Origin of the sequence: Streptomyces sp. HNM0645 (assembly GCF_030056615.1) — a bacterium.
GTDB classification, from domain to species: Bacteria; Actinomycetota; Actinomycetes; order Streptomycetales; family Streptomycetaceae; genus Streptomyces; species Streptomyces marianii.
In genome coordinates this window covers 16488-39388 of the sequence record NZ_JASHLT010000026.1, presented here as the reverse complement: position 1 = coordinate 39388, position 22901 = coordinate 16488, and the positions used below count along the sequence as shown (strand labels likewise).

The 22901-nt window shown below is 72.4% G+C and carries 20 protein-coding genes; 13 read left to right on the top strand and 7 right to left on the bottom strand.

All coding sequences use genetic code 11. From position 1 onward, the window contains the following. The first annotated feature begins 39 nt into the window (after positions 1-39). Entirely contained in the window at positions 40-429 is a 390-nt protein-coding gene (locus tag QMZ92_RS19715; RefSeq protein WP_283298690.1) for a hypothetical protein, read from the top strand. Between the two features lie 498 nt (positions 430-927). Then, entirely contained in the window at positions 928-1836 is a 909-nt protein-coding gene (locus QMZ92_RS19710; protein WP_502962095.1) for an aldo/keto reductase, read from the top strand. Positions 1837-1887: 51 nt separating this feature from the next. Here QMZ92_RS19710 and QMZ92_RS19705 read toward each other — a convergent pair whose 3' ends face one another. The 4 genes from QMZ92_RS19705 to QMZ92_RS19690 form a co-directional block, all read right to left on the bottom strand. Continuing rightward, complete coding sequence (locus QMZ92_RS19705; RefSeq protein WP_283298688.1) at positions 1888-2874, bottom strand: 2-hydroxyacid dehydrogenase; 987 nt, start codon at positions 2872-2874, stop codon at positions 1888-1890. After that, complete coding sequence (locus QMZ92_RS19700) at positions 2871-4046, bottom strand: lactate 2-monooxygenase (RefSeq protein WP_283298687.1); 1176 nt, start codon at positions 4044-4046, stop codon at positions 2871-2873. The genes QMZ92_RS19705 and QMZ92_RS19700 overlap by 4 nt, the downstream gene beginning before the upstream one ends. Positions 4047-4133: 87 nt before the next feature. Continuing rightward, positions 4134-5105: a trypsin-like serine peptidase gene (locus tag QMZ92_RS19695; protein ID WP_283298686.1), complete on the bottom strand. Its 972-nt coding sequence runs from the start codon at positions 5103-5105 to the stop codon at positions 4134-4136. A gap of 162 nt (positions 5106-5267) precedes the next feature. Further along, on the bottom strand, positions 5268-5753 hold the full coding sequence (locus tag QMZ92_RS19690) for a GNAT family N-acetyltransferase (RefSeq protein ID WP_283298685.1): 486 nt from the start codon (positions 5751-5753) through the stop codon (positions 5268-5270). Positions 5754-5805: 52 nt separating this feature from the next. On the opposite strand from QMZ92_RS19690, the gene QMZ92_RS19685 reads away from it, so the two are divergent. After that, a complete protein-coding gene (locus tag QMZ92_RS19685; protein ID WP_283298684.1) occupies positions 5806-6615 on the top strand; it encodes an exodeoxyribonuclease III in 810 nt (269 codons plus the stop codon). Between the two features lie 154 nt (positions 6616-6769). Here QMZ92_RS19685 and QMZ92_RS19680 read toward each other — a convergent pair whose 3' ends face one another. Further along, on the bottom strand, positions 6770-7387 hold the full coding sequence (locus QMZ92_RS19680; protein WP_283298731.1) for a MerR family transcriptional regulator: 618 nt from the start codon (positions 7385-7387) through the stop codon (positions 6770-6772). Between the two features lie 183 nt (positions 7388-7570). Between QMZ92_RS19680 and QMZ92_RS19675 the strand changes: the two genes are divergently transcribed. The 4 genes from QMZ92_RS19675 to QMZ92_RS19660 all read left to right on the top strand — a co-directional run bounded on the left by QMZ92_RS19675 (position 7571) and on the right by QMZ92_RS19660 (position 11278). Further along, positions 7571-9118 (top strand): flavin-containing monooxygenase, encoded by a 1548-nt coding sequence (locus QMZ92_RS19675; RefSeq protein WP_283298683.1) that lies wholly within the window; start codon positions 7571-7573, stop codon positions 9116-9118. Beyond that, positions 9115-10074 carry an alpha/beta fold hydrolase gene (locus tag QMZ92_RS19670; protein ID WP_283298682.1) on the top strand — a complete coding sequence of 320 codons (960 nt, stop codon included), beginning with the start codon at positions 9115-9117 and terminating at the stop codon, positions 10072-10074. Before QMZ92_RS19675 ends, QMZ92_RS19670 begins: the two co-directional genes overlap by 4 nt. After that, complete coding sequence (locus QMZ92_RS19665) at positions 10071-10952, top strand: SDR family oxidoreductase (RefSeq protein WP_283298681.1); 882 nt, start codon at positions 10071-10073, stop codon at positions 10950-10952. The genes QMZ92_RS19670 and QMZ92_RS19665 overlap by 4 nt, the downstream gene beginning before the upstream one ends. A 98-nt stretch (positions 10953-11050) precedes the next feature. Beyond that, positions 11051-11278 (top strand): hypothetical protein, encoded by a 228-nt coding sequence (locus tag QMZ92_RS19660; protein WP_283298680.1) that lies wholly within the window; start codon positions 11051-11053, stop codon positions 11276-11278. Between the two features lie 213 nt (positions 11279-11491). Here the strand turns inward: QMZ92_RS19660 and QMZ92_RS19655 are convergent, their stop codons facing one another. Then, entirely contained in the window at positions 11492-15088 is a 3597-nt protein-coding gene (locus QMZ92_RS19655) for a S41 family peptidase (protein ID WP_283298679.1), read from the bottom strand. 191 nt (positions 15089-15279) lie between these two features. Here QMZ92_RS19655 and QMZ92_RS19650 point away from each other — a divergent pair, with 191 nt between their 5' ends. Then, positions 15280-15867: a TetR/AcrR family transcriptional regulator gene (locus tag QMZ92_RS19650; protein ID WP_283298678.1), complete on the top strand. Its 588-nt coding sequence runs from the start codon at positions 15280-15282 to the stop codon at positions 15865-15867. A gap of 136 nt (positions 15868-16003) precedes the next feature. Next, entirely contained in the window at positions 16004-18169 is a 2166-nt protein-coding gene (locus QMZ92_RS19645; protein ID WP_283298677.1) for an MMPL family transporter, read from the top strand. 221 nt (positions 18170-18390) lie between these two features. On the opposite strand, the gene QMZ92_RS19640 is transcribed toward QMZ92_RS19645, so the two are convergent. Next, the gene (locus QMZ92_RS19640; RefSeq protein ID WP_283298676.1) at positions 18391-18756 is read right to left on the bottom strand and encodes an SsgA family sporulation/cell division regulator; all 366 of its coding nucleotides are present in this window, start codon (positions 18754-18756) and stop codon (positions 18391-18393) included. Positions 18757-18937: 181 nt separating this feature from the next. Between QMZ92_RS19640 and QMZ92_RS19635 the strand changes: the two genes are divergently transcribed. The 4 genes from QMZ92_RS19635 (at position 18938) to QMZ92_RS19620 (ending at position 22885) form a co-directional block, all read left to right on the top strand. Next, on the top strand, positions 18938-20008 hold the full coding sequence (locus tag QMZ92_RS19635) for an energy-coupling factor ABC transporter permease (protein ID WP_283298675.1): 1071 nt from the start codon (positions 18938-18940) through the stop codon (positions 20006-20008). 17 nt (positions 20009-20025) lie between these two features. Next, complete coding sequence (cbiQ, locus tag QMZ92_RS19630) at positions 20026-20787, top strand: cobalt ECF transporter T component CbiQ (RefSeq protein WP_138054760.1); 762 nt, start codon at positions 20026-20028, stop codon at positions 20785-20787. Then, positions 20784-21560: an energy-coupling factor ABC transporter ATP-binding protein gene (locus QMZ92_RS19625; RefSeq protein WP_283298674.1), complete on the top strand. Its 777-nt coding sequence runs from the start codon at positions 20784-20786 to the stop codon at positions 21558-21560. The genes cbiQ and QMZ92_RS19625 overlap by 4 nt, the downstream gene beginning before the upstream one ends. A gap of 164 nt (positions 21561-21724) precedes the next feature. Further along, positions 21725-22885: a serine hydrolase domain-containing protein gene (locus tag QMZ92_RS19620; RefSeq protein ID WP_283298673.1), complete on the top strand. Its 1161-nt coding sequence runs from the start codon at positions 21725-21727 to the stop codon at positions 22883-22885. The last annotated feature ends 16 nt before the right edge of the window (positions 22886-22901 follow it).

Here is a 22901-nt window from a genome sequence, read left to right as displayed (position 1 = left end):
CTCTTTGCCGCCGCTGTCTCCACCGTCCTTGCCGTCGGTGTGTCGGGGTGCGCAGGGGAGGAAGCTCTCCCCGTCCCGACCGAGGGCCAGATCGTCGGCTCCTGGAGTAACCCGGAGGGCGACTGGATCAACTTCCAGAGAGGCGGAGCAGGCACCATCTCCGCAGGCGCGCAGCTCCAGCTGAGCGAACTGGTGGACGAGTCCGACACCAAGCCGGAATGCTCGTTCTCCTGGGGCGTCGACACGATCCCTGCCGGGGGCGACACGTGGGTATCCGTCACCTTCAATAGCGGTCAGTGCGGATTCTCCGGACCGGCCGAATTCGGTCTCTATTGCTACTACGAGGAATCTGGCGAACTGCGTCTTTCGCCGGCTGTGGAGCTCCCGAAGCCCGACGAGATCTACGCGCGCTCGACCGCGACCGGGTAATGAAGGGACGGCTTCGGACTGGCGGGTGAGGGGGTGGCGGCCGATGGCCGCCACCCCCTCACCCGCCTTACGGCGGCAGGGGCCAGCCGTGTCCGAATGCGGGCGGGTCCTTGGGTTCCGGGGCATCAGGCGGCCGTGTGGAGGGCGAACGGGGCGATCGATTCTCGCCGCCCAGGTCCGCCGCCCACCCGGCTGTCGGTGCCGGTCTGTCGCTCGCGGGTGCCCCGTATCTGCGAAGGTGATCCAGCAGCTCTCCCGGGCGGTGTCGAGGAGGGACCAGACGCGGCCGTCGCCGGTCGCCTCGATCTGCCACTGCTCGGGGGTCTGCGCGGTGTGTGCCATGTGCCAGACCGCCTTTGAGGAGGTGGCGCCGGGGTGTCTCGGTGACGGGTCCTGGGTACGCGCGGAGCCCCGGCGACCCCGCGGAATCGTGGTCAGTAGGGTCACGGGGTGACGACGAAGACGGACGCGACGGACGGTCGGCTGCTGTACGGGTGCATGGGGCTCGGAGGAACGTGGGACACCGCGCCGTACGGCCCCGGGGACATAGCCGCCGCGGAGGCGGCGGTCGAGGCCGCGCTGGACAGCGGGATCACCAGGTTCGACCACGCCGACATCTACCGGCACGGCAAGGCGGAGGCCGTCTTCGGCGAGGTCCTGGCCCGTGCTCCGGGGCTGCGGGAGCGGATCGTCGTGCAGACCAAGTGCGGCATACGTCTCGCGGACGGGGAGCGCCCGGGGATCTACGACCTGCGCGGGCGGACCATCGTGCGGCGGGTCGAGGAGAGCCTGGCGCGGCTGCGCACCGACGTGATCGACGTACTGCTGCTGCACCGGCCCGATCCGCTGGCCGACCCCGACGACATCGCCGAGGCGCTGACGTCGCTGCACCGGCAGGGCCTGGTGCGGCGGTTCGGGGTGTCCAACATGGGAGCGGCGCAGATCGCCCCGCTCCAGGCCCGGCTGGACGTGCCGATCGTCGCGAACCAGCTGGAGATGAGCCTCCAGAAGCGCGACTGGCTCGAGGCCGGTGTGGTCGTGAACACCCCCGAGGCGGCATTGAACGGCTTCCCCTTCGGCACCCTCGAGCACTGTCGGGACAACGGCATCGAACTGCAGGCCTGGGGCGCGTTGGCGCAGGGCCGGTTCACCGGGCGTCAGGAGACCCGCGAGGAGCAGGCCACCGCGCGGCTCGTCGCCTCCCTCGCCGAGCGGAAGGGCGTGACGCCGGAGACGGTGCTGCTGTGGTGGCTGCGGCGCCACCCCGCCCGGGTCTCGCCGGTGATCGGCACCGCCAACCCCGAGCGCATACGCGCCTGCCGGCAGGCAGCGCGGCAGGAGCCGGACCTCGACCACGAGGAGTGGTACGCGCTCTGGCTGGCGGCACGCGGTCTGCCGCTGCCCTGAACCGGGTGCGGCGACGGCCGTTCGGGCCGGGCGAGCACTCCCGGGGCCCGGCTACGACACGACGTCCCGCAGCGGTTCTCCGGCCAGGTGGTCGACGACGTTCTGGACCGCGGTCAGGGCGATCCGGACCAGGGTCTCCCGGGTCACGCCCCCGACGTGCGGCGACAGGACGACGTTCGGCGCCTTGAGCAGGCGCAGGGCGGCCGTCGGCGGTTCGGGGTCGAAGACGTCGATGCCCGCGCCCGCCAGGGTGCCCGCGGCCAGCGCGTCTGCGAGGGCGTCCTGGTCGACGAGCGCTCCCCGGGCGGTGTTGACGAGGAAGGCGGTCGGCCTGAGGAGCGCCAGCCGTCCGGCGTCGAGGAGATGGCGGGTGTCCGGGGTGAGCGGCGCGTGGAGACTGACGTAGTCGGAGACGCGGAGGAGTTCGTCGAGAGGGAGGAAGCGGGCGTCGCCCAGCCGGGACTCGGTGTCGGCGGGGGCCCTGCGCCGGCCGGTGTAGGCGACGCGCATGTCGAACGCCACTGCGCGGCGGGCGACTTCCCGCCCGACACCGCCGAGGCCGACGATGCCGAGGGTCTTGCCCGACAGCTCGGTGAGGGACTGCTGGAGGCGGGGCAGGGCCCAGTCGGCCTTGGTGAGCGCGGTGTGGGCGGGTACCACCTGCTTGGCGAGCGCCAGCATGAGCGCGAAGGTCTGCTCGGCCACGTTCTGCGCCTCCGCGCCGCTGGAGCCGATGTTGCAGACCGTCACGGACCGGGCGCGGGCGGCGTCCAGGTCGACGTAGTCGTATCCGTGGCTCGCGCACTGGACGAGTTCCAGGGCGGGTGCGGCGGCGATGTGCCCGGCGGTCACCGGGGCGAGGGCGGTGATGATCGCATGGGCCTCGCGCAGCGCGGCCGGGTCCTCGTCCGCCGACTCCACGACGGTGACGCGGGCGCCGGGAACGAGGCCGGCGAGCCCCGTACCGGTCGAACGGCCTCCCATGTGGGGCGGGATGACCGCCAGGACGTGCCTGGCGGCCGGCCGGTCCTCGCTCATGCGGACTCCCCCGTCAGATCGTCGGGCGTGAGCGAGCCGGGGCCCGCGTGCCCCGACAGCGCCAGTGTGAGGTCGAGTTCGGCCAGGAGACAGCGGATGACGTGGTCGACGCCCGCCTGCCCGTCGAGGCCGAGGCCGTAGGCGTACGGGCGGCCCAGGAGCACCGCCCGGGCGCCGAGGGCGAGGGCCTTGAACACGTCGTCGCCGGTGCGGATGCCGCTGTCGAAGAGGACCGTGAGCCGGTCGCCCACGGCCTCGACGACGCGGGGCAGGGCGTCCGCCGCGGCCACGGACCCGGCGACCTGCCGGCCGCCGTGGTTGGAGACGACCACGCCGTCCATGCCGGCGTCGGCGGCGCTGCGGGCGTCGTCGGGGTGGAGGATGCCCTTGAGGACGATCGGCCCGTCCCAGTGTTCGCGCAGGAAGGCCAGGTCGGGCCAGGTCTTGGCGGGGTCGGCGAACATGCCGACGAAGTGCGTCACGGCCGCGTTCGGGTCCTCGTGCACGGGTTTGGCGAGCCCGGCCCGGAAGGCCGGGTCGGAGAAGTAGTTGGCGGTGCCCACGCCGCGCAGGAACGGCAGGTACGCCTGGTCGAGGTCGCGGGGGCGCCAGGCCAGCAGCGGGGTGTCCAGGGTGACGACCAGCGCCGTGTAGCCGGCGGCCCTGGCCCGGTCCAGGAAGCTCGCGGTGACGTCGCGGTCCTTGGCCCAGTACAGCTGGAACCACCGCTCGCCGTCGCCCATCGCCTCGGCGACCTGTTCCATCGGAGTGCTGGAGGCGGACGACAGTATGTACGGGACTCCTCGCGCGGCGGCCGCCCGCGCCGCGGCGCACTCCGCGTCGGGGTGCATGATCGACAGCACGCCGATGGGCGCGAGTGCGAGCGGCGCCGGCAGTGGCCGGCCCAGGACCTCCACGGACAGGTCGCGTTCGTGGACGTCACGCAGCATGCGCGGCACGATCCGCCGGCGGTCGAGCGCGGCGCGGTTGGCGCGGGCGGTGCTTCCGTTGCCCGCGCTGCCGGCCACGTAGCCGACGGGCCCCGGGCCCAGCCGGTGGCCCGCCAGCTCCTCGAGCCGTGTCAGATCGGTGGGCAGCCGGGGCACGGCGCCCGTCATGCCGTTCAGATAGATCTCGTACTGGAAGTCCGCCCAGTGCCGCGTGGTCGCCATCCGATCATCCTTGCGGGGCTGGGCGGGCCTCGTCCATGGGTGTGCAGCGGCCGGCGGGGCCCGGGGTCCCGCCGGCCGCTGCGGTCGTCAGGCGGTCTGGGCCTTGTCGTACAGGGCCTTCGCCTCATTGCCGAAGTACGGGCCGAACATCCGGTTCGGCAGGAAGATGTAGCCGAAGCTGTTCACCGAGACCTGCAGGCCCGTGCCGGCCGTCTCGCTGAACCCGGTGAACCAGGGGCCGCCGCTGGAGCCGCCGGTCATGTTGCAGCCGAGGCTGTGGTCCTGGGTGAACAGCCAGTCCTTGGAGCTGTTTCCGCTGCAGTAGATCAGCTTCGTGCCGTCGTACGGGGACGCGGCCGGGAAGCCGAAGGCGTACATCTGCTTGTTGTAGCCGCCGTTGAACTGGATGCCCTGGGCGCCGGTGACCGCGGTCAGCTTCTGGCCGTTCAGCGGGGCGAGCACGGCCGCGCCGATGTCGTAGTTGATGTCCTCGCTCGCCTCCCACTGGGGGGTGGTCAGCGTCTTGGTGGCGGTCCACTGGCCGTACGGTGCCTGGCCGTTGGCGTAGGCGGGAACGAAGACGAAGTTGGTGTGCCAGCTGCCCTGGTACTTGACGCAGTGTCCGGCGGTCATGACGGTGCTGGCGTTCTGGCTGGTCACGGCGTTCGCCGAGCAGGACGCCGTACGACCCTGGAAGGTGAAGAAGACCCGGCCGGAGGTCTTCACGACCGCGCCGCCGCCGGTCCAGGCGCCGCCCGCCTGGGGGAAGGCCGTGGGTCCGACGGTCGTCGTCACGGCCCCGCGCTTCGGGGTCTTGAGGGTCTTGAGCGCGTCCGCGCCGAGGCGCAGGTCGAGCGGGACGGCGGCGCGCATTCGCTCCGCGGTCCAGAACGTGCGGGCCTGGTGCTGCTCGGCGGCCGTGGCGTGGTGGGCCACGGCGGTGGGAGCGGGCGAGGGGGCCGGGGCGGCGGCGTGGGCCGTGGTTGCGGCCGTCAGACCGCCGGTGAGCAGAGCGCCGACTGCTAACAGGGTCGCTGCGGCTGTGCGATGGCGTCTCACGCATGTCTCCTTCTGCCGGGGCAGGTGGGGGATGAGAACGGTGCGGACAGACGTGCGTGAGGAAGGGTGTCATGACTGCGCCCACTTTGTCAGGAGCGCGTCATGGCTGTTGTTCGCGCCGGCATGGAAGTGCCGGGGCCGGCGGACTACCGGGCCGGCGGGTCATCGCGCGGCGAGCAGCTTGGCGAAGCAGCGGCTGTTCTCGTACTCGCGGTAGTGGCCGAACTTGGCGCACGGCTCGTAACCGCTGGAGGTGTACAGCGCGATGGCCTCCGGCTGGGCCGTGCCGGTCTCCAGGACCATGCGGATCCGGCCGGCCGCGCGCGCGTCCTCCTCCAGCGCCGCCAGGACGCGCCGCGCAAGACCGAGGCCGCGCGCCTCGGGGGCGACGTACATGCGCTTGAGCTCGGCGTCGCCGTCCGCGTACCCCTCGGCGTTCTCGTCCTGGGTGCGCCAGCCGCCGGTGGCCACCGGGCGGCCCAGCCCGTCGTACGCGAGCAGGTAGAGTCCGCGCGGCGGGACGAACATCGAGGGGTCGAGCGGTGTGACATCGCCCTCGTCGCCGTAGCGCGCGGCGTACTCCAGCTGTACCTGGTCGTTGAGTTTGACCGCGTCAGGGTGGTCGAAGGACCTCGGCTGGATATCCATACCGGTAATCGTACATGTATGCGATGGGTTCTCCCTCGGATATCGTGCCGGGGTGCTCACTGTGACCAGCGTGAATGTGAACGGGCTGCGCGCCGCCGCGAAGAAGGGCTTCGTCGAGTGGTTGGCCGGGACGCCCGCCGATGTGGTGTGTCTCCAGGAGGTACGGGCCGAGGCCCATCAGCTCCCCGACGAGGTGCGCAGCCCCGACGGCTGGCACGCGGTCCACGTCCCGGCCGCCGCCAAGGGCCGCGCCGGTGTGTCCGTCCTGACCCGGCGCGAGCCGGACGCGGTCCGGACCGGTTTCGGCAGCGAGGAGTTCGACGGCAGCGGACGCTATGTGGAGGTCGACCTGCCCGGCGTCACGGTCGCCAGCCTCTATCTCCCGTCGGGCGAGGTCGGGACCGAGCGCCAGGACGAGAAGTACCGTTTCATGGACGCGTTCCTGCCGTATCTGAAGGGCCTCGCGCAGCGGGCGGCCGCCGACGGCCGGGACGTGCTGGTCTGCGGCGACTGGAACATCGCCCACCGGGAGGCCGACCTCAGGAACTGGCGGGGCAACAGGAAGAACTCCGGATTCCTGCCGGAGGAGCGCGAGTGGCTCGGCCGTGTGTACGGCGAGGGCGGGACCGGTGCCGGCTATGTGGACGTCGTCCGTGCCATGCACCCCGAGCAGGAGGGCCCGTACTCGTGGTGGTCCTACCGGGGGCGCGCCTTCGACAACGACACGGGCTGGCGCATCGACCTACTGGTGGCGACACCGCGTCTCGCGGGCGCGTGCGTGAAGGCGTACGTGGAGCGCGCGGCGAGCCATGCCGAGCGGTGGAGCGACCACGCGCCGGTGACGGCGGTGTTCGAGCTGTAGTGCCGGACCGGCGCCCAGGCGGCGGCCGTCGAGGCGGGCCGCCCGGCCCCGGGGTCCCGCGGGCGGTGCCCCCGTGCGCGGCCGTGGCGCTCGCGGACGCCCGCGGAGGGTCCGACGGGCCTGCGGTGCCCGACGGACGGGCCGGGTACGCCCGTCACGAGTCGCGCAGCAGGCGGTCCATCGCCATGGAGAGCTCCGCCTCCACCACGCTCTTCGCCAGGGGGCGCAGCCGCCCGGCGTCCGCCTCCGTCGCGTGCGAGCGCAGCAGTCCGACGAAGAGGGACGCCAGCGCCTCCGCGTGGCTGCGCACCTCGCGGCCCGCCGCGAGGACCGCGGAGAGTGGCACCCCCTCCTTCACCAGTGCGGAGGAGACGTCGAGCAGCCGGCGGCTGATGTGGACGATCTCGTCGCCGTCGGTGGCCAGATAGCCGAGGTCGAGCGCCGTCACGAGGTTCTCGGGGGTGACCTCGCCCTCGAAGTAGTCGGCCAGGTCCTCCGGGGTCAGCCGGACCGGGGTCTCCTCGGTCGGCTCGCCGAGGCCGAGCACCTCGCCGACGTCGCGGCCGCTGTCGAAGGCCGACGCCAGATCGGCGATTCCGCTGAGGGTGTGGCCGCGTTCGAGCAGGGCCGCGATGGTGCGCAACCGGGCCAGGTGGTGGGCGTCGTACCAGGCGATCCGGCCCTCCCTGCGGGGCGGGGGTATGAGTCCCCGCTCGCGGTAGAAGCGCAGGGTGCGCACCGTGATGCCGGCCTCCTGGGCCAGCTCCTCCATGCGGTACTCGCGGATTTCGCGATCCGTGCGCTGCTCGTCCGTCACGTCCGCAAGCCTATGTTGTACCGCCGGTAACTCGTTCGGTTCCACCCCTACCGCTCGGTATGCGGAGGCTCTACTCTCCCATCGTGCCAGTGATTGGTGGCACGGTTCGGCGGGAGTCTGTCTGCGGGAGGCGGCGGCATGGGCCAGCAGTACGAGCACGTGCGAGTGGCGGTGATCGGATCCGGATTCGGTGGCCTCGGCGCCGCCGTCCGGCTGCGCCGCGAGGGGATCACCGACTTCGTCGTCCTGGAGCGGGCCGATTCGGTCGGCGGGACCTGGCGGGACAACAGCTACCCCGGCTGCGCCTGCGACGTACCGTCCCATCTCTACTCGTTCTCGTTCGCGCCCAACCCCGACTGGCCCCGGACCTTCTCCGGGCAGGAGCACATCCGGGCGTACCTGGAGCACGTCACCGACGTCTTCGGGATCCGCCCGCACATCCGCTTCGGTCACGACGTGCTGACGATGCGCTGGAACACCGCCGAACTGCACTGGGAGATCGAGACCTCGCGGGGCGCGTTCACCGCCGACGTCGTGGTCTCCGCGACCGGCCCGCTGTCCGACCCCAAGACGCCCGAGATCCCCGGACTCGACGGATTCCCGGGCAAGGTCTTCCACTCGGCGCGCTGGGACCACGACTACGACCTGCGCGGCAAGCGGGTCGCGATGATCGGGACCGGGGCGTCCGCGATCCAGATCGTGCCGTCGATCCAGCCCCTGGTGGCGAAGCTGACCCTGTTCCAGCGCACCGCACCCTGGGTCATGCCCCGGATGGACCGGGCGATCGGCGCCGGCGAGCGCTGGCTGCACCGGCGACTGCCGCTCACCGGGACCGCGCGCCGCGGAATGCTCTGGGGCATCAGGGAGTTGCAGGTCAGCGCGTTCACCAAGCGGCCGAACCAGCTCGGTCTGATCGAGTCGTTGGCGAAGGCCAACATGGCCAAGTCCATCAAGGACCCGGCGCTGCGGGCGAAGCTGACTCCGTCGTACCGCATCGGCTGCAAGCGGATCCTGCTGTCCAGCGACTATTATCCGGCGCTCGCGCGGCCCAACGTCGACGTCGTCGCCTCCGGACTGACCGAGGTGCGCGGCTCCACCGTCGTGTCCGCCGACGGCACGGAGGCCGAGGTCGACGCGATCGTGCTCGGCACCGGCTTCCGCGTCACCGACATGCCGATCGCCGACCGGGTGGTGGGCGCGGAGGGCGTCACCCTCGCCGAGGCCTGGAAGGACGGCATGGAGTCGCTGCGCGGCGCGACCGCCGCCGGCTTCCCCAACTGGATGACGATCATCGGCCCGAACACCGGCCTCGGGAACAGCTCGATGATCCTGATGATCGAGTCCCAGCTCAACTACATGGCCGACTACCTCCGTCAGCTGGACGTCCTCGGAGGCCGGGTCGCGCTCGGTGCGCGGCCGTCCGCCGTCCACGCCTGGAACCGGCTGGTCCAGGAGCGGATGAAGCGGACCGTCTGGAACACCGGCGGATGCACCAGCTGGTACCTCGACGCAAGCGGCCGCAACACCACCATCTGGCCCGGCACGACGGGGGAGTTCCGGCGGCAGACCCGCACGGTCGACCTCGCCGAGTACGAGGTGCTCCGAGCCCCCCGCACCCCGGCCGCGGATCAGGCGGCCCCGGGCACCGGAGCGGTCGCGGCGGCCGTGGGGGAGGAGAGCGCATGAGCCGGCTCCTCAAGCGGTCCGCGACGGCCCCGGCCCCGCCCGTCGCCGCCCGCGAGCTCACCGCCGTCTCGGCCGACGGCTCCCGCCTCCACGTGGAGGTGCACGGCCCGGACGGAGCACCCGCCGTCGTGCTCGCCCACGGCTGGACCTGCTCCACCCACTTCTGGGCGGCGCAGATCAGGGAGCTGGCCGCCGACCACCGGGTCATCGCCTACGACCAGCGAGGGCACGGCCGCACACCCGCCGTCGCGAAGGCCGGGCACACCACCGAGGCCCTCGCCGACGATCTGGAGGCGGTACTCGCCACCGCGCTGGAGCCGGGCGAGCGGGCCGTGCTCGCCGGGCACTCCATGGGCGGGATGACGCTCATGGCGGCCGCCGCCCGGCCGAGGTTCGCCGAGCACGCCGCGGCCGCACTGCTGTGCAGCACCGGCAGTTCGCGGCTGGTCGCCGAGTCGCTGGTGGTGCCGATGCGGGCCGGCGGGCTCCGGACCCGGCTCACCGGGGCGATCCTCGGCTCGCGCGCCCCGCTCGGACCGGTCACACCGATCTCGAAGGGGATCCTGCGCTACGCGACGATGGGCCCGGGCACGGTGCCGGAGCGCGTCACCGAGTGCGCCCGTATCGTGCACGCCTGTCCGCGCCCGACCCGGGTGGCCTGGGCGGGTGTCCTCGCCGGGCTCGACCTCGACGCCGGGGTACGGGAGATGAGGCTGCCCACGGTCGTCGTCGCGGGCACCGCGGACCGGCTCACCCCGATCGTGCACGCCCGGGCGCTCGTCGCGTCGCTGCCCGAGTGCGTGGGACTCGTCGAACTCGCCGGCATGGGGCACATGACCCCCGTGGAGGCCCCGGAGAGGATCACCGCGGAGATCAGGAAGCTCGTGGACGCCCACCTGAAGCGGAACACCCCCGCGCGGCCCGGCGCCCGTACGAAGCAGGAGGAGAACGCATGACCAGGGTCAGCCTCGAAGGGCAGGTCGCCGTCGTCACCGGGGCCGCCCGCGGTGTCGGCGAACTGCTGGCCCGCAAACTCTCCGCGCGCGGGGCGAGGATCGCGCTCGTCGGCCTGGAGCCGGACGAACTGAAGGCGGTCGCCGGGCGGTTGCACACCGAGTGCGAGCACTGGCACGCCGACGTCACGGACCACCAGGCGATGACCCGCGTGGCCCGCGAGGTCAAGGAGCGTTTCGGCAAGGTCGACATCGTCGTCGCCAACGCCGGTGTGGCGTCGGGGGGTCCGTTCGCGGACTCCGATCCGGCGGCGTGGCGGCGGGTCATCGAGGTCAACCTCATCGGGAGCGCGGTCACCTGCCGGGCCTTCCTGCCGGTCCTGGTCGAGTCCCGCGGCTACTTCCTCCAGATCGCCTCGCTCGCCGCGATCACCCCGGCGCCGATGATGACGGCGTACTGCGCCTCCAAGTCGGGGGTCGAGGCGTTCGCGCACAGCCTGCGGGCCGAAGTGGGCCACAAGGGGGTGAAGGTGGGCGTCGGTTACCTGTCCTGGACCGACACGGACATGGTGCGCGGGGCCGACCGGGACGACGTGATGCGGGAGCTGCGGCAGCGGCTCCCGTGGCCGTCGAACCGCACGTACCCGCTCGGCCCCGCGGTGGACCGGATCGTCGCCGGCATCGAACGGCGCTCCGCCCACGTGTACGCGCAGTGGTGGCTGCGCGGGATGCAGTCGGTCCGCGGGTACCTGCCCGGCCTCGTCGGGGTCGTCGGGCAGCGGGAGATGAGGCGCTTCGAGCCGCGGCTCACCGGGATCCGAACGGGGCTCGTGGGCGCCGGCGGTGCCGCTGACGAGCGGGAACGTACGGAGCGTAACTGATCGAAATGCGCGGAATGTCCCTGCATGCCAGTCTGGTCGAGGCCCCGGGGGCCGGCCCAACGGCCCCCGTCCCTCACACCCTTCCAGGAGTGAACCAGATGGGTATCCAGGAGCAGTTCAAGGACAAGGCGGAGCAGCTCAAGGAGCAGGCGAAGCAGAAGCCCGGCATGAAGCAGGAGGCTTCGCAGCGCTCGCCGCAGCAGCGGCCGCAGCAGCGCCCCCCGCAGGAGCGCGGCCAGGAGCGCGGCCAGGAGCGCGGGCAGGAGCGCCGCCGCCCGGAGCGTGAGATGGGCGACGAGCCGCCGCACCGTCGCCACGACGCCTGACGTCCGAGGCACCCGGGAGGGGCGCACCCAGTGCACGGGGTGCGCCCCTCTCCCGCGGCCGGCCACCGCCGGTCGCCCGGTTCCGAGGTCCGGGCTCGTTGCCCGTCGTCCGGGTGTCCCGGTTCGGTGGGCCGGCGAGGGGCCCGGTTCCACGGCCCGGCGACGGGCCCGGTTTCCGGCCCGCGACCGTCGTCCGGCGCCAGGGAATGGCGGTCAGCCGCGTGGCGGCAGCGGAGGCCGGCGCCGGTCGGGGACGTTCTCGTACCCCGGAGGGGTCTTGGCCGGATCCTTCGCCAGCCGGTCGAGCGCGACCTGCACCGCGGTGTCGAGGTCGGTGCGCTTGCCCTCGGCCCAGTGGAGCGGCGGGCGTTCGGCGAAGATGTCCGGCTCCACGCCGTGGTTCTCCACGGCCCAGCCGTACGCCTCGAACCAGGCGGCGTTCATCGGCACCGTGATCACCGTCCCGTCCGCGAGCCGGTGCCGGCCGGTCATCCCCACCACACCGCCCCAGGTGCGCTGGCCCACCACGGGACCGAGGCCCAGCAGCTTGATCGCTGCCGTGATCATGTCCCCGTCGGAGGAGGTCGCCTCGTCCGCGAGTGCCACGATCGGTCCGCGCGGGGCGTTCGAGGTGTACGAGACCGGCTGCGCGTTCCGCGTCAGGTCCCAGCCCAGGATCGTGCGGCTCAGCTGCTCGATGACCAGCTCGCTGATGTGGCCGCCCGCGTTGCCGCGCACGTCCACGATCAGCGACGGCCGGGAAACCTCCATCCGCACATCGCGGTTGAACTGCGCCCAGCCGGAACCGCCGAGGGCCGGGATGTGGAGGTAGCCGCACTCGCCGCCGCTCATCTCCCGTACGACCGCGCGCCGTTTGGCGACCCAGTCCTGATAGCGCAGGGGGCGCTCGTCGACCAGCGGCACGACCGCCACCCGTCGCGGTCGGCCCTCGCCCTCGGCCGGCCGGAAGGTCAGCTCCACGGTCGTCCCGCCCGCCGCGGACAGCAGCGGGTACGGGCCGGTCACCCGGTCCACCGGACGTCCGTCGACATGGGTCAGCACGGCCCCCTCGCGGATGCCGGTGCCGGCGAGCGGGGAGCGCGCCTTGGAGTCCGAGGAGTCGCCGGGCAGGATCCGCACGACGGCCCAGCCTTCCTCCCTGCGGGCCAGGTTGGCGCCGAGCAGTCCCATCGCCCGCTGGTAGTGGGGAGGCCCCTCGTTGCGGCGCGCGGGGGTGACGTAGGCGTGCGAGGTGCCCAGTTCGCCGAGCACCTCGCGGAGCAGATCGGCGAACTCGTCGGGCGACGCGACCCGTTCGAGGAGCGGACGGTACTGGTCCAGCACACCGCTCCAGTCGATCCCGCACATGCCCGGGTCCCAGTAGTAGTCCCGGATGAGCCGGCCGGCCTCCTCGTACGCGCCCCGCCACTCCGCGGGCGGGTCCACCTCGTGCAGGATCCGGCGCATGTCGAGGTACACGGTGGAGTCGCTGTCGCCGGACTCGGTCGCGGGCACGGCGCGCAGCTCCCCGTCGTCGAAGACCACCAGCCGGGAGCCGTCGCCGCTGACCGCGAACCAGTCGAGGTGCGCGACGAGTTCGGCCCTGCGGGCCTTGGGGATGTCGAAGTACTCCAGGGTCGGCCGGTGCGAGGGGTCGGCGGGGTTGGCGAACGTCTCGCCGAGCGCGCCCGAGATCGGCCACCGCAGCCATACCAGACCGCCGCCCGCGACGGGGTGCAGCGACGAGTACTTGGACGCGGCCACGGGGAACGGCGTGACCCGGCTCTCCAGCCCCTCCACCTCCACCATCGCTGCGCCCTCCCCCATGTCGGCCTCGGTGGGGTCCAGCCCGCCGGCCGCCGGCCGCCCGTCGGGCAGCAGCGCGAACGGCGACGGCGTCGCGGACGACAGCGGTACGAGGTAGGGGCGGCAGCCCAGCGGGAAGGACAGGTCGCCGGTGTGGACGTCGTACACGGGGTCGAAGCCGCGCCAGGACAGGAAGGCCAGATAGCGGCCGTCGCGGGTGAAGACGGGGGACTCGTCCTCGAAGCGGCCGTTGGTGACGTCGACGACGGTGCGCGGGCCGGGGCCGTCGATGCGGGCCATCTTGATCTGGCGCAGGGAGCGGCCGATGAACGGGTGCGACCAGGTGAGCCAGTTGCCGAGGGGGGAGAAGGCGAGATCGCGGACGGGCCCGTTGCCGGAGCGGATCAGTTCGGTGACGAGGTCCTCGCCCGTGCCGCCGTGTTCGCCGACGGAGCCGGAGTCCGTGCCGCCGGGGCCGGCCGTGCCGCCGGGCCGGCCCGTGGAGCCGGCTTCCGAGCCGCCGGAAGCCCCGGTCCCGGCCTCGGCCGCCTCGGCTCGGGACGCCCCGGACGTTCCGGCTCCGTCGGGGCGGGGCCCGTCCGTTCCGGTCTCGTTCGTGCCCGTGCCGTTCGTCCCGGCTCCGTACGCCTCGGCCCCGTCGGTCTCGTGTCCCGGCGCCCCGGTACCGTCCGCCCCGTCGGTCGCGGACGCTTCCCCGGCGTCTCCTCCGTCCCCCGTGCTCTGCGCCCGCTCCGCCGCGGTCTCCTCCTCCGCCACCGTGAGCAGCAGCAGCCGCCCGTCGTGCGAAGCGATCGCGAGCCGCTCCCCGGCCGGGTCCGAGACCATCTCCAGCACCCGGCCCAGCCGGCCGGTGGCCAGCCGCCGGGGCGGCCGGTCGCCGCTGGCCCGGGGCAGATACGCGATCTCGACGGCGTCCTCCCCGTCCGCGTCGGTGACGTACGCGACCTGCCCGCCGCCGCTGCCGAGCATCACCGGCAACCGCACCCGGACGCCCGGGGTGTCGGCGATGGTGCGCGCCGGACCGTCGCGGTGGGTCAGCCAGTAGAGGCTGCCGCGTACGACGACGGCACTCGCCCTGCCCGTGGTGTCCACGGAGAGCCCGTCGACGTGGCTGGCGGCGGGGACCTGGTAGCGGCGCCGTCCGGCGCGCGGGCCGCCGAGCCGGACGTCCAGCTTCCGCGGCCGGGACTCCGGCGCCAGGTCCTCGACGACCCACAGGTCGCCGGCGCACTGGTACACGACCCGGCTGCCGTCGCTGGAGGCGTGCCGGGCGTAGAAGGCGTCATGGTCGGTGTGGCGGCGCAGGTCCGTACCGTCGGGCAGGCACGAGTAGAGGTTCCCGACGCCCTCGTGGTCGGAGAGGAACGCGATGCGGCCGTTCACGAACATCGGGCAGTCGAGATGGCCGCCGATGTCGGCCAGCAGCCGTTCGCCGTGCAGGTAGAGGCGCCCCATCGCGCCGCCGCGGTAGCGCTTCCACCCGGCCGGCTCGTGCGGCGGCTTGCCCGTGAGCAGCAGGGTGCGGTGCTGTCCTTCGCCGCCTGCGACGGCGATGTCGGAGACCGGTCCCCAGGGGAGGCGCTTTCCGGGGTCGCCGTCCGTGGGCACCTTGTAGGCCCAGGAGAAGTACGAGAACGGCTGGCCGTGCGAGGAGACCGCGAGGATGTTGCCGTCCGGGTCCCAGCCGCAGACCCGGGTGTCGGTCGAGCCCCAGTAGCCGAGGCGGCGTGCCGGGCCGCCGTCGACCGGCGCCAGATGGATCTCCGGGTCCAGGCTGCGCCAGGTCGTGTAGGCGATCAGGCTGCCGTCCGGGGAGAAGCGGGGGTGTCCGATCCGGGTCCGGTCGACGGTGAGCCGCCAGGCCCGGCCGGGGCTCCGGCCCGCGGGTACGAGGGGGGCGATCCAGAGATCGTCCTCGGCCGCGAAGCACAGCAAGTCGTCGTGCAGATGCGGAAAGCGGAGATACGCGACGTCTTCACTCACTCCTAAATGCTTTCCGCGTGCGGGGGGCCCGGCAACTCGTGGGGACGGACTTTCCCGTGGCGGCCGCGGGGCGGCCCGTGGCGACCCGGGCGACGCACTGTGGCCCAGGACACGTACGAAACGGTTTCGTTTCGCTCAGCGGCGGGGGTACAGTCGTTCTGTACGAAACCGTTTCGTTCGGAAGGTCGGTCATGGCACGTAGCAGACTCACGCCCGAGCGCGAGGCCGAGCTGTACGAAGCTGTGCTCGACCTGCTGTGCGAGGTCGGTTACGACGCCCTCACCATGGACGCCGTCGCCGCCCGCACCCGCTCCAGCAAGGCGACCCTCTACCGCCAGTGGGGGAGCAAGCCCGAGCTGGTCGCCATGTCACTGCGGCACAGCAAGCCGGTGGACATCTCCCGGATCGACACCGGCAGCCTGCGCGGCGACCTCCACGAGATGGTGTCGCAGTCCGACGACTGCCAGATGGAGCGGGACACCGCGCTGATGCGCGGCCTCGCCCGGGCGGTCCACGACAACGACGATCTGCTGCAGGCGTTGCGCGAGCTGTTCATCGAGCCGGAGATCACCGGGCTCGACATGCTGCTGCAGCGGGCGGTCGCCCGCGGTGAGATCTCCACGGACAACCCCGCCCTGAAGTACCTGTCGCACATGCTGGTGGGCGCGTTCGTGGCCCATCCGCTGATCAAGGACGAGCCCCTGTCCCAGGGCTTCCTGCACGAGTACCTGGACGCCGTCGTGCTCCCCGCACTGGGCGTCCCCGCCGACGGCGACTGACATCCCCCTCCTCTCCCCGCGCCACACCCTCCCCACCCCGCATTCCGCAAAGCCCCACCTGACGCGCACCGCTCACGTCGTCGGGCTGGTCAAGCCTGCCCATCCGCCCCAACGACCTGACCGGGAGACCCATCTCGTGGCCACGTTCCTCTACAAACTCGGACGGTTCGCCTTCCGGCGCCGACGGCTCGTCGCGCTGCTCTGGGTGGCGCTGTTCGCACTCGCCGGCTTCGCCGCCTCCTCCGCGCCTACCGCCGCGTCCAGTTCGTTCTCCATACCGGGTACGGAGGCTCAGAAGGCCTTCGACCTGCTCGACGAGCGCTTCCCGGGCACCAGCGTCGACGGAGCGACGGCACGCGTCGTCTTCAAGGCGCCCGAGGGCGAGAAGATGACGGACCCCGCCCACCGGGCCGAGGTCGAGAAGGCCGTCGCCGCACTCAAGTCCGGTTCGGACCAGGTCGCCTCGGTCGTCGACCCGTACCGGGCCAAGGCGATCAGCCGGGACGGCACCATCGCCTACACCCAGGTCTCCTACAAGGTCAGCGGCATGGAGCTGGCCGAGGAGGACCGCGAGGCCCTCACCGAGGCAGGTGAGAAGGCCAAGGGCGCCGGGCTGACCGTCGAGATCGGCGGCGACGCGCTGCAGGCCGCCCCCGAGACCGGCGCGTCCGAGATCATCGGCGTCGGCGTCGCCGCGGTGGTCCTCGTGATCACCTTCGGCTCGCTGGTCGCGGCCGGTCTGCCGCTGCTCACCGCCATCATCGGCGTCGGTATCGGCGTCTCCACCATCACGGCGCTCGCGAGCACTCTCGACCTCGGCTCCACCACGGCCACCCTGGCCACGATGATCGGCCTCGCCGTCGGCATCGACTACGCGCTCTTCATCGTCTCCCGCTACCGGGCCGAGCTGGCCGAGGGGCGTGACCACGAGGAGGCAGCGGGACGGGCCACCGGCACGGCCGGTTCCGCCGTCGTCTTCGCGGGACTGACCGTGGTCATAGCTCTCGTCGGTCTGGCCGTCGTCAACATCCCCATGCTGAGCAAGATGGGCTTCGCGGCCGCCGGCACGGTCGCCATCGCCGTGCTCATCGCCCTCACCCTGATCCCGGCCCTGCTCGGCTTCGCCGGCAAGAGGGTGCTGGGCCGCAAGGCGCGCAAGAGGACCGCGCAGGCCGGCGACAGGCCCAACATGGGCACGCGGTGGGCCCGGTTCGTGCTGCGCCGCCCGGTCGCCGTGCTGCTCGCCGGTGTCGTGGGCCTCGGCGCCGTGGCCGTGCCTGCCGCTTCGCTGGAGATGGGACTGCCGGACGACGGCTCCCAGCCCACCAGCACCACCCAGCGCAAGGCGTACGACCTGCTCTCCGACGGCTTCGGCCCCGGCTTCAACGGGCCGCTGCTCGTCGTCGTCGACGGCGACAAGGCCGCCGCGGACGGCACGGCGAAGGAGATCGCGGGACTCGACGGCGTCGCGGCCGTCACCCCGGCCACGTACAACAAGGCCGGCGACACGGCGATGATCACGGTGATCCCCGAGGACCGGCCCAGTTCCACGGAGACCGAGGACCTCGTCCACACGATCCGCGAGACCAGCGGCGACAACGTGCACGTCACCGGCGCCACGGCGATGAACATCGACTTCTCGCAGCGGATGAACGACGCGCTGGTGCCGTATCTGGCGCTCGTCGTCGGTCTGGCGTTCCTGCTGCTGATGGTGGTCTTCCGGTCCGTCCTGGTGCCCCTGAAGGCGGCGCTCGGCTTCCTGCTCTCGGTGGTCGCCGCCCTCGGTGCGGTCGTCGCGGTCTTCCAGTGGGGCTGGCTCGGCTCGCTGTTCGGCGTCGAGCAGACGGGCCCGATCATGTCGATGATGCCGATCTTCATGGTGGGTGTCGTCTTCGGCCTCGCCATGGACTACGAGGTGTTCCTGGTGACGCGGATGCGCGAGGCGTTCGTGCACGGCGAGCGGCCGGGCCAGGCGATCGTCACCGGTTTCCGGCACGGGGCCCGGGTGGTCACCGCCGCCGCGGTGATCATGATCGCGGTGTTCGCGGGCTTCATCGGCTCCAGCGAGCAGATGGTGAAGATGATCGGCTTCGGTCTCGCGATCGCGGTCTTCTTCGACGCCTTCATCGTCCGGATGGCGATCGTGCCGGCGGTGCTCGCGCTGCTGGGCGGCAGGGCCTGGTGGCTGCCGCGCTGGCTGGCCCGGGTGCTGCCGAGCGTGGACGTCGAGGGCGAGAAGCTGGGTGGCGCGGACGCCCCGGCGGGCGACGGCGGCAAGGAGCGGGAACTGGTCGGCGCCTGAGCGCCGCGCGGTACGGTCCGGCGCCGACCGCGTCCGCTGGTCCGTCCGTCCCGCCGGATCGCGTCCGCCCGGACCGGTGTCGTGACGTCGGCCCGGACCGCCTCCGGGAAGTCCGCCCGGACCGGCTCCGGGATCCGGGAGAGCGCCGGAGGGACGCCGGGCGCCCACCGGTCGACGACCGGTGGGCGCCCGTGAGCCGGAAGGCGCGGTGGCCGTGTCCGTCACACCCTGGTGGCGGGCGCGGCCGCTTCCGTGTAGGTGCGGCGCAGGAAGCGCACGAGGGGGCGGGTGTCGAACTGGATCACCGCCACACCGTCCGGCGAATGGAACTCGACGATCACCTGGGCGCGGCCGCACGGCCAGACGGAGACCGGACCGCGCCGGGCGGGTGCGCGCAGTCCCGTCTCCAGCAGCTCTCGGCGGAAGGCCCATTCGATGCCGCTCGGGAAGACGCACCGCACCGCGTCGGGCTCCCTGCCGGGCTCGTAGCGGAGGGCCACGGGCACTGATCGGTAGTGAGGGGCGTCGTTGATGATCCGGGCCTTCGCATGCTCTTCGACAGAGGGGCTCTCGACAGTGTGGGACATCGGACGCTCCTCACCTCTGGTTCTCTTTACTATCTAATGTCGCATATGTACTTCTAAACACCCAGGCGGGTCGGTTGCACCTGTAGAAAAACCACTCTTGCAAAGAGTTCGCAACAGGGCGCATCATCGGACGGTTGACCAGTCAGGCCGATGTGGCCTGCCCCCGGAAGCGGAGCCCGCCATGCATGTCCCCGACGGATTCATCGATGTCCCCGTCTCCGCGGCGGCCGGGGTCGTCGCCGCCGGTGCCGTGGCCGTGAGCCTGCGCGGTGCCCGGCGAGAGCTGGGGGACACCCGTGCCGGCGGCCATGGGGGAGAGCGGACGGCGCCGCTCGCGGGACTCGTCGCCGCCTTCATCTTCGCCGTCCAGATGCTCAACTTCCCGGTCGCGGCCGGTACCAGCGGCCATCTGCTGGGCGGGGCGCTGGCGGCGATCCTCGTCGGGCCGTACACGGGGGTGCTGTGCGTCTCCGTCGTACTGCTGCTCCAGGGAGTCCTGTTCGCGGACGGCGGTCTGACGGCGCTCGGCGTCAACATCCTGCTCATGGGCGTGGTCACGGTCGTCGTCGCCTACACCCTGTTCCGCGCGCTGGTCCGGGTGCTGCCGAAGAAGCGCAGGTCGGTGACGGTCGCCACGTTCCTCGCCGCTCTGGTGTCCGTGCCGGCGTCAGCCGTGGCCTTCACGCTCCTCTACGCGATCGGCGGCACGACCGACGTGCCGATCGGCACGGTCCTGGGTGCGATGACCGGGGTCCACGTCCTCATCGGCATCGGCGAGGCCGCCATCACGGCGGCGACGGTCGGCGCCGTCCTCGCCGTGCGGCCCGACCTCGTCCACGGCGCCCGCGGGCTGTCGGCGCCGCTCAAGCTGCGCGTGGACGGCGAACTGGTCGACGTCCGGCCCGAGTCCGCGCCGGCCCCCGCCGCCTCACCGCGTCCGGTGCTGCTCGCGGGCCTCGTGATCTCCCTGCTCCTCGCCGGCTTCGTCTCCTTCTACGCCTCCGCCAACCCCGACGGACTGGAGCGGGTCGCCGCCGACAAGGGCATCGACAAGGAGGTGGAGGACCACGCCGCCGCCGACTCCCCGCTCGCCGACTACGGCGTCACCAGCATCGACAACGTGCGGGTCTCCGGCGGCCTGGCGGGAGTCATCGGCGTCGGCGCGACGCTGGTGGTGGGCACCGGCGTGTTCGTCGTGGTCCGCCGCCGCGGCCACACCGCCGGGGCCCCCAAGGAATCCGTACGGGGCTGAGAAGCGGAAGCGGGAGAATGAGCACAGGTCACGCCCACAGGCTGTACCGGCACGGCGAGTCGCCGGTCCACCGGCTGCCGTCGCACTGCAAGATCGCCGCCGCCCTCTGCTTCGTGCTGGTGGTGGTCTCCACCCCGCGCGAGGCGGTCTGGGCCTTCGGCCTGTACGCGCTGCTGCTGGGCGCGGTCGCCGCGGCGGCCCGGATCCCGGCGGGGTTCGTGCTGCGGCGGCTGGTGATCGAGATCCCGTTCGTCGCCTTCGCGCTGCTCATGCCGTTCCTGGTGCCGGGCGAGCGCACCGAGTGGCTCGGCATCTCCCTCTCCGTGCCGGGGCTGTGGGGCGCCTGGAACATCCTCGCCAAAGGGACGCTGGGCGTCGCCACCTCCGTCCTCCTCGCCTCGACCACCGAGCTGCGCTCCCTGCTGCTCGGGCTGCAGCGGCTGAGGCTGCCGCCGCTGATGGTGCAGATCGCGTCCTTCATGATCCGCTATGGCGACGTCATCACCGACGAGATGCGGCGGATGTCCGTCGCCCGGCGCTCGCGCGGGTTCGAGGCCCGCGGGGTGCGCCACTGGGGCGTGCTCGCCAAGTCCGCGGGTGCGCTGTTCATCCGCTCCTACGAGCGCGGCGAGCGGGTGCACCTGGCGATGGTCAGCCGCGGCTACACCGGCACCATGCCCGTCATCGACGAGGTGACCGCGTCCCGCGCGCAGTGGGCGTACGCCGCCGCGCTCCCGTTCTCGGCGCTCGCCGTCTGTCTGCTTGGCTGGACCCTATGACCTCGCTCCCCCCGGCAGCCGCCGTCCCGCCGTCCCTCGACGTTCGCGGGCTGGCGTACGCCTACCCCGACGGCCACCAGGCCCTCTTCGGCGTCGATCTGACCGTCGGCCGCGGCGAGTGCGTCGCCCTGCTCGGCCCCAACGGTGCCGGCAAGACCACCCTCGTCCTCCATCTCAATGGCATCCTCACCGGCGGCGCCGGCACGGTCGCCGTCGCCGGGCTGCCCGTCGGCAGTCAGCACATGGCCGAGATCCGGCGGAAGGTCGGCATCGTCTTCCAGGACCCGGACGACCAGCTGTTCATGCCGACCGTCCGGGAGGACGTCGCCTTCGGCCCGGCGGCGGCCGGGCTGCGCGGGGAGGAGCTGGAGAAGCGGGTCCGCACGGCGCTCGACCGGGTGGGGATGGCCGAGTACCTGGACCGGCCGCCGCACCACCTCTCCTTCGGCCAGCGGCGCCGGGTGGCGGTCGCGACCGTCCTCGCCATGGAGCCGGAGATCCTCGTCCTCGACGAACCCTCGTCCAATCTGGATCCGGCATCGCGTCGTGAACTCGCTGACATCCTGCGCTCGTTGGACGTCACCGTCCTGATGGTCACACACGATCTGCCGTACGCCCTGGAGCTGTGCCCGCGATCGGTGATCCTCAGTGAGGGCGTGATCGCCGCCGACGGGCGTACCCAGGACCTGCTCGCCGACCCCGAACTCATGCGCGCGCACCGGCTCGAGCTGCCCTTCGGCTTCGATCCGCGGGCCGTGACGACGGGCGCGTGAGCATGCGGCGGGCTTCCGGGGCCCGCCGCAACCGGCCCGCCCACCACCGGCGGCGTTCGGCGCCCGCCCCACCGGCCCGGGACCGACCCGGAATCCGGTCACGGCCCGGCACGTTGCACCATGATGGGGCGAGGAGCGGGCCGGAACAGCAGGGAGAGGTGGACGTGGACGTCCAGGGCACGGTTGCGGAAGGCTTCGAGCCCGTCCGGGACGCGTTCATACGCAACTTCGAGGCACGCGGGGAGCGCGGTGCCGCCGTGGCCGTCTACAGGGACGGAGTGAAGGTCGTCGACCTCTGGGGCGGCACCCGGGACGTGGACGGTGCCGAGCCGTGGGCCGTGGACACCGCGCAGGTCGTCCGCTCGGCCACGAAGGGCTTCGCCGCCGCCGTACCGCTGCTGCTGCACCAGCGCGGACAGCTCGACCTGGACGCGCCCGTCGGCACGTACTGGCCGGAGTTCAAGGCAGCGGGCAAGGAACGTGCGCTCGTCCGGCATCTGCTGTCCCACCGGGCCGGAGTGCCCGTGCTCGACCGGCCGCTCACCGTGGCGGAGGCCGCCGACGGCGCGTCCGGGGCACGGGCCGTCGCCGCCCAGGCACCCGCGTGGGAACCCGGTACCGACCACGGCTATCACGCGCAGACCTACAGCTGGCTGCTGGCGGAACTCGTACGCAGGGTCACCGGACGCACGATCGGCCGCTGGACCGCCGAGGAGATCGCCCGCCCGCTCGGCCTGGACTTCTGGATCGGCGTTCCCGACGACGAGGCCCACCGCACCGGCAGGATCGGACGGATCGAGGAACCGCCCACGGCGTCCGGCGGCGGGCTGAGACTGCGCCCCAAGCGTTCCGTGGCGGAGGCGTACCGCGACCCGGACTCCCTCACCCGCCGGGCCTTCGGCGCCATCGACCCGATGCCCGACGAGAACGACCCCGCCTACCGCGCCGCCGAACTTCCCGCCTCCAACGGCGTCTCCACCGCCCGCGCACTGGCCCGCTTCTACGCGGCGACGATCGGCGCGGTCGACGGCCACCGGCTCTTCGCCCCCGCCACGCTCACCCTCGCCCGCACCGAGGAGTCCACGGGCCCCGACCGCGTCCTCGTGGTCGGCACCCGCTTCGGCCTCGGCTACATGCTCCACGGGCCGGCCTCCCCGCTGCTGGGCCCCGGTTCCTTCGGTCACCCGGGCCGCGGCGGATCGCTCGGCTTCGCCGACCCGGAGTCCGGCACCGCCCTCGGCTACGTCACCAACGGCATGCGCAAGGGAGTCACCGCCGATCCCCGGGCACAGGCTCTGGTCAGGGCGGTCCGCTCGGCCGGATGATCGGCGCATGCGGCGT

Bases quoted from the DNA above. Each gene is read 5' to 3' on its own strand.
- QMZ92_RS19710 (WP_502962095.1), top strand. From the start codon at position 928: ATGGGGCTCGGAGGAACGTGGGACACCGCGCCGTACGGCCCCGGGGAC.
- QMZ92_RS19705 (WP_283298688.1), bottom strand. From the start codon at position 2,874: ATGAGCGAGGACCGGCCGGCCGCCAGGCACGTCCTGGCGGTCATCCCG.
- QMZ92_RS19700 (WP_283298687.1), bottom strand. From the start codon at position 4,046: ATGGCGACCACGCGGCACTGGGCGGACTTCCAGTACGAGATCTATCTG.
- QMZ92_RS19690 (WP_283298685.1), bottom strand. From the start codon at position 5,753: ATGGATATCCAGCCGAGGTCCTTCGACCACCCTGACGCGGTCAAACTC.
- QMZ92_RS19680 (WP_283298731.1), bottom strand. From the start codon at position 7,387: ATGGAGGAGCTGGCCCAGGAGGCCGGCATCACGGTGCGCACCCTGCGC.
- QMZ92_RS19675 (WP_283298683.1), top strand. From the start codon at position 7,571: ATGGGCCAGCAGTACGAGCACGTGCGAGTGGCGGTGATCGGATCCGGA.
- QMZ92_RS19670 (WP_283298682.1), top strand. From the start codon at position 9,115: ATGAGCCGGCTCCTCAAGCGGTCCGCGACGGCCCCGGCCCCGCCCGTC.
- QMZ92_RS19665 (WP_283298681.1), top strand. From the start codon at position 10,071: ATGACCAGGGTCAGCCTCGAAGGGCAGGTCGCCGTCGTCACCGGGGCC.
- QMZ92_RS19660 (WP_283298680.1), top strand. From the start codon at position 11,051: ATGGGTATCCAGGAGCAGTTCAAGGACAAGGCGGAGCAGCTCAAGGAG.
- QMZ92_RS19650 (WP_283298678.1), top strand. From the start codon at position 15,280: ATGGCACGTAGCAGACTCACGCCCGAGCGCGAGGCCGAGCTGTACGAA.
- QMZ92_RS19640 (WP_283298676.1), bottom strand. From the start codon at position 18,756: ATGTCCCACACTGTCGAGAGCCCCTCTGTCGAAGAGCATGCGAAGGCC.
- QMZ92_RS19635 (WP_283298675.1), top strand. From the start codon at position 18,938: ATGCATGTCCCCGACGGATTCATCGATGTCCCCGTCTCCGCGGCGGCC.
- cbiQ (WP_138054760.1), top strand. From the start codon at position 20,026: ATGAGCACAGGTCACGCCCACAGGCTGTACCGGCACGGCGAGTCGCCG.
- QMZ92_RS19625 (WP_283298674.1), top strand. From the start codon at position 20,784: ATGACCTCGCTCCCCCCGGCAGCCGCCGTCCCGCCGTCCCTCGACGTT.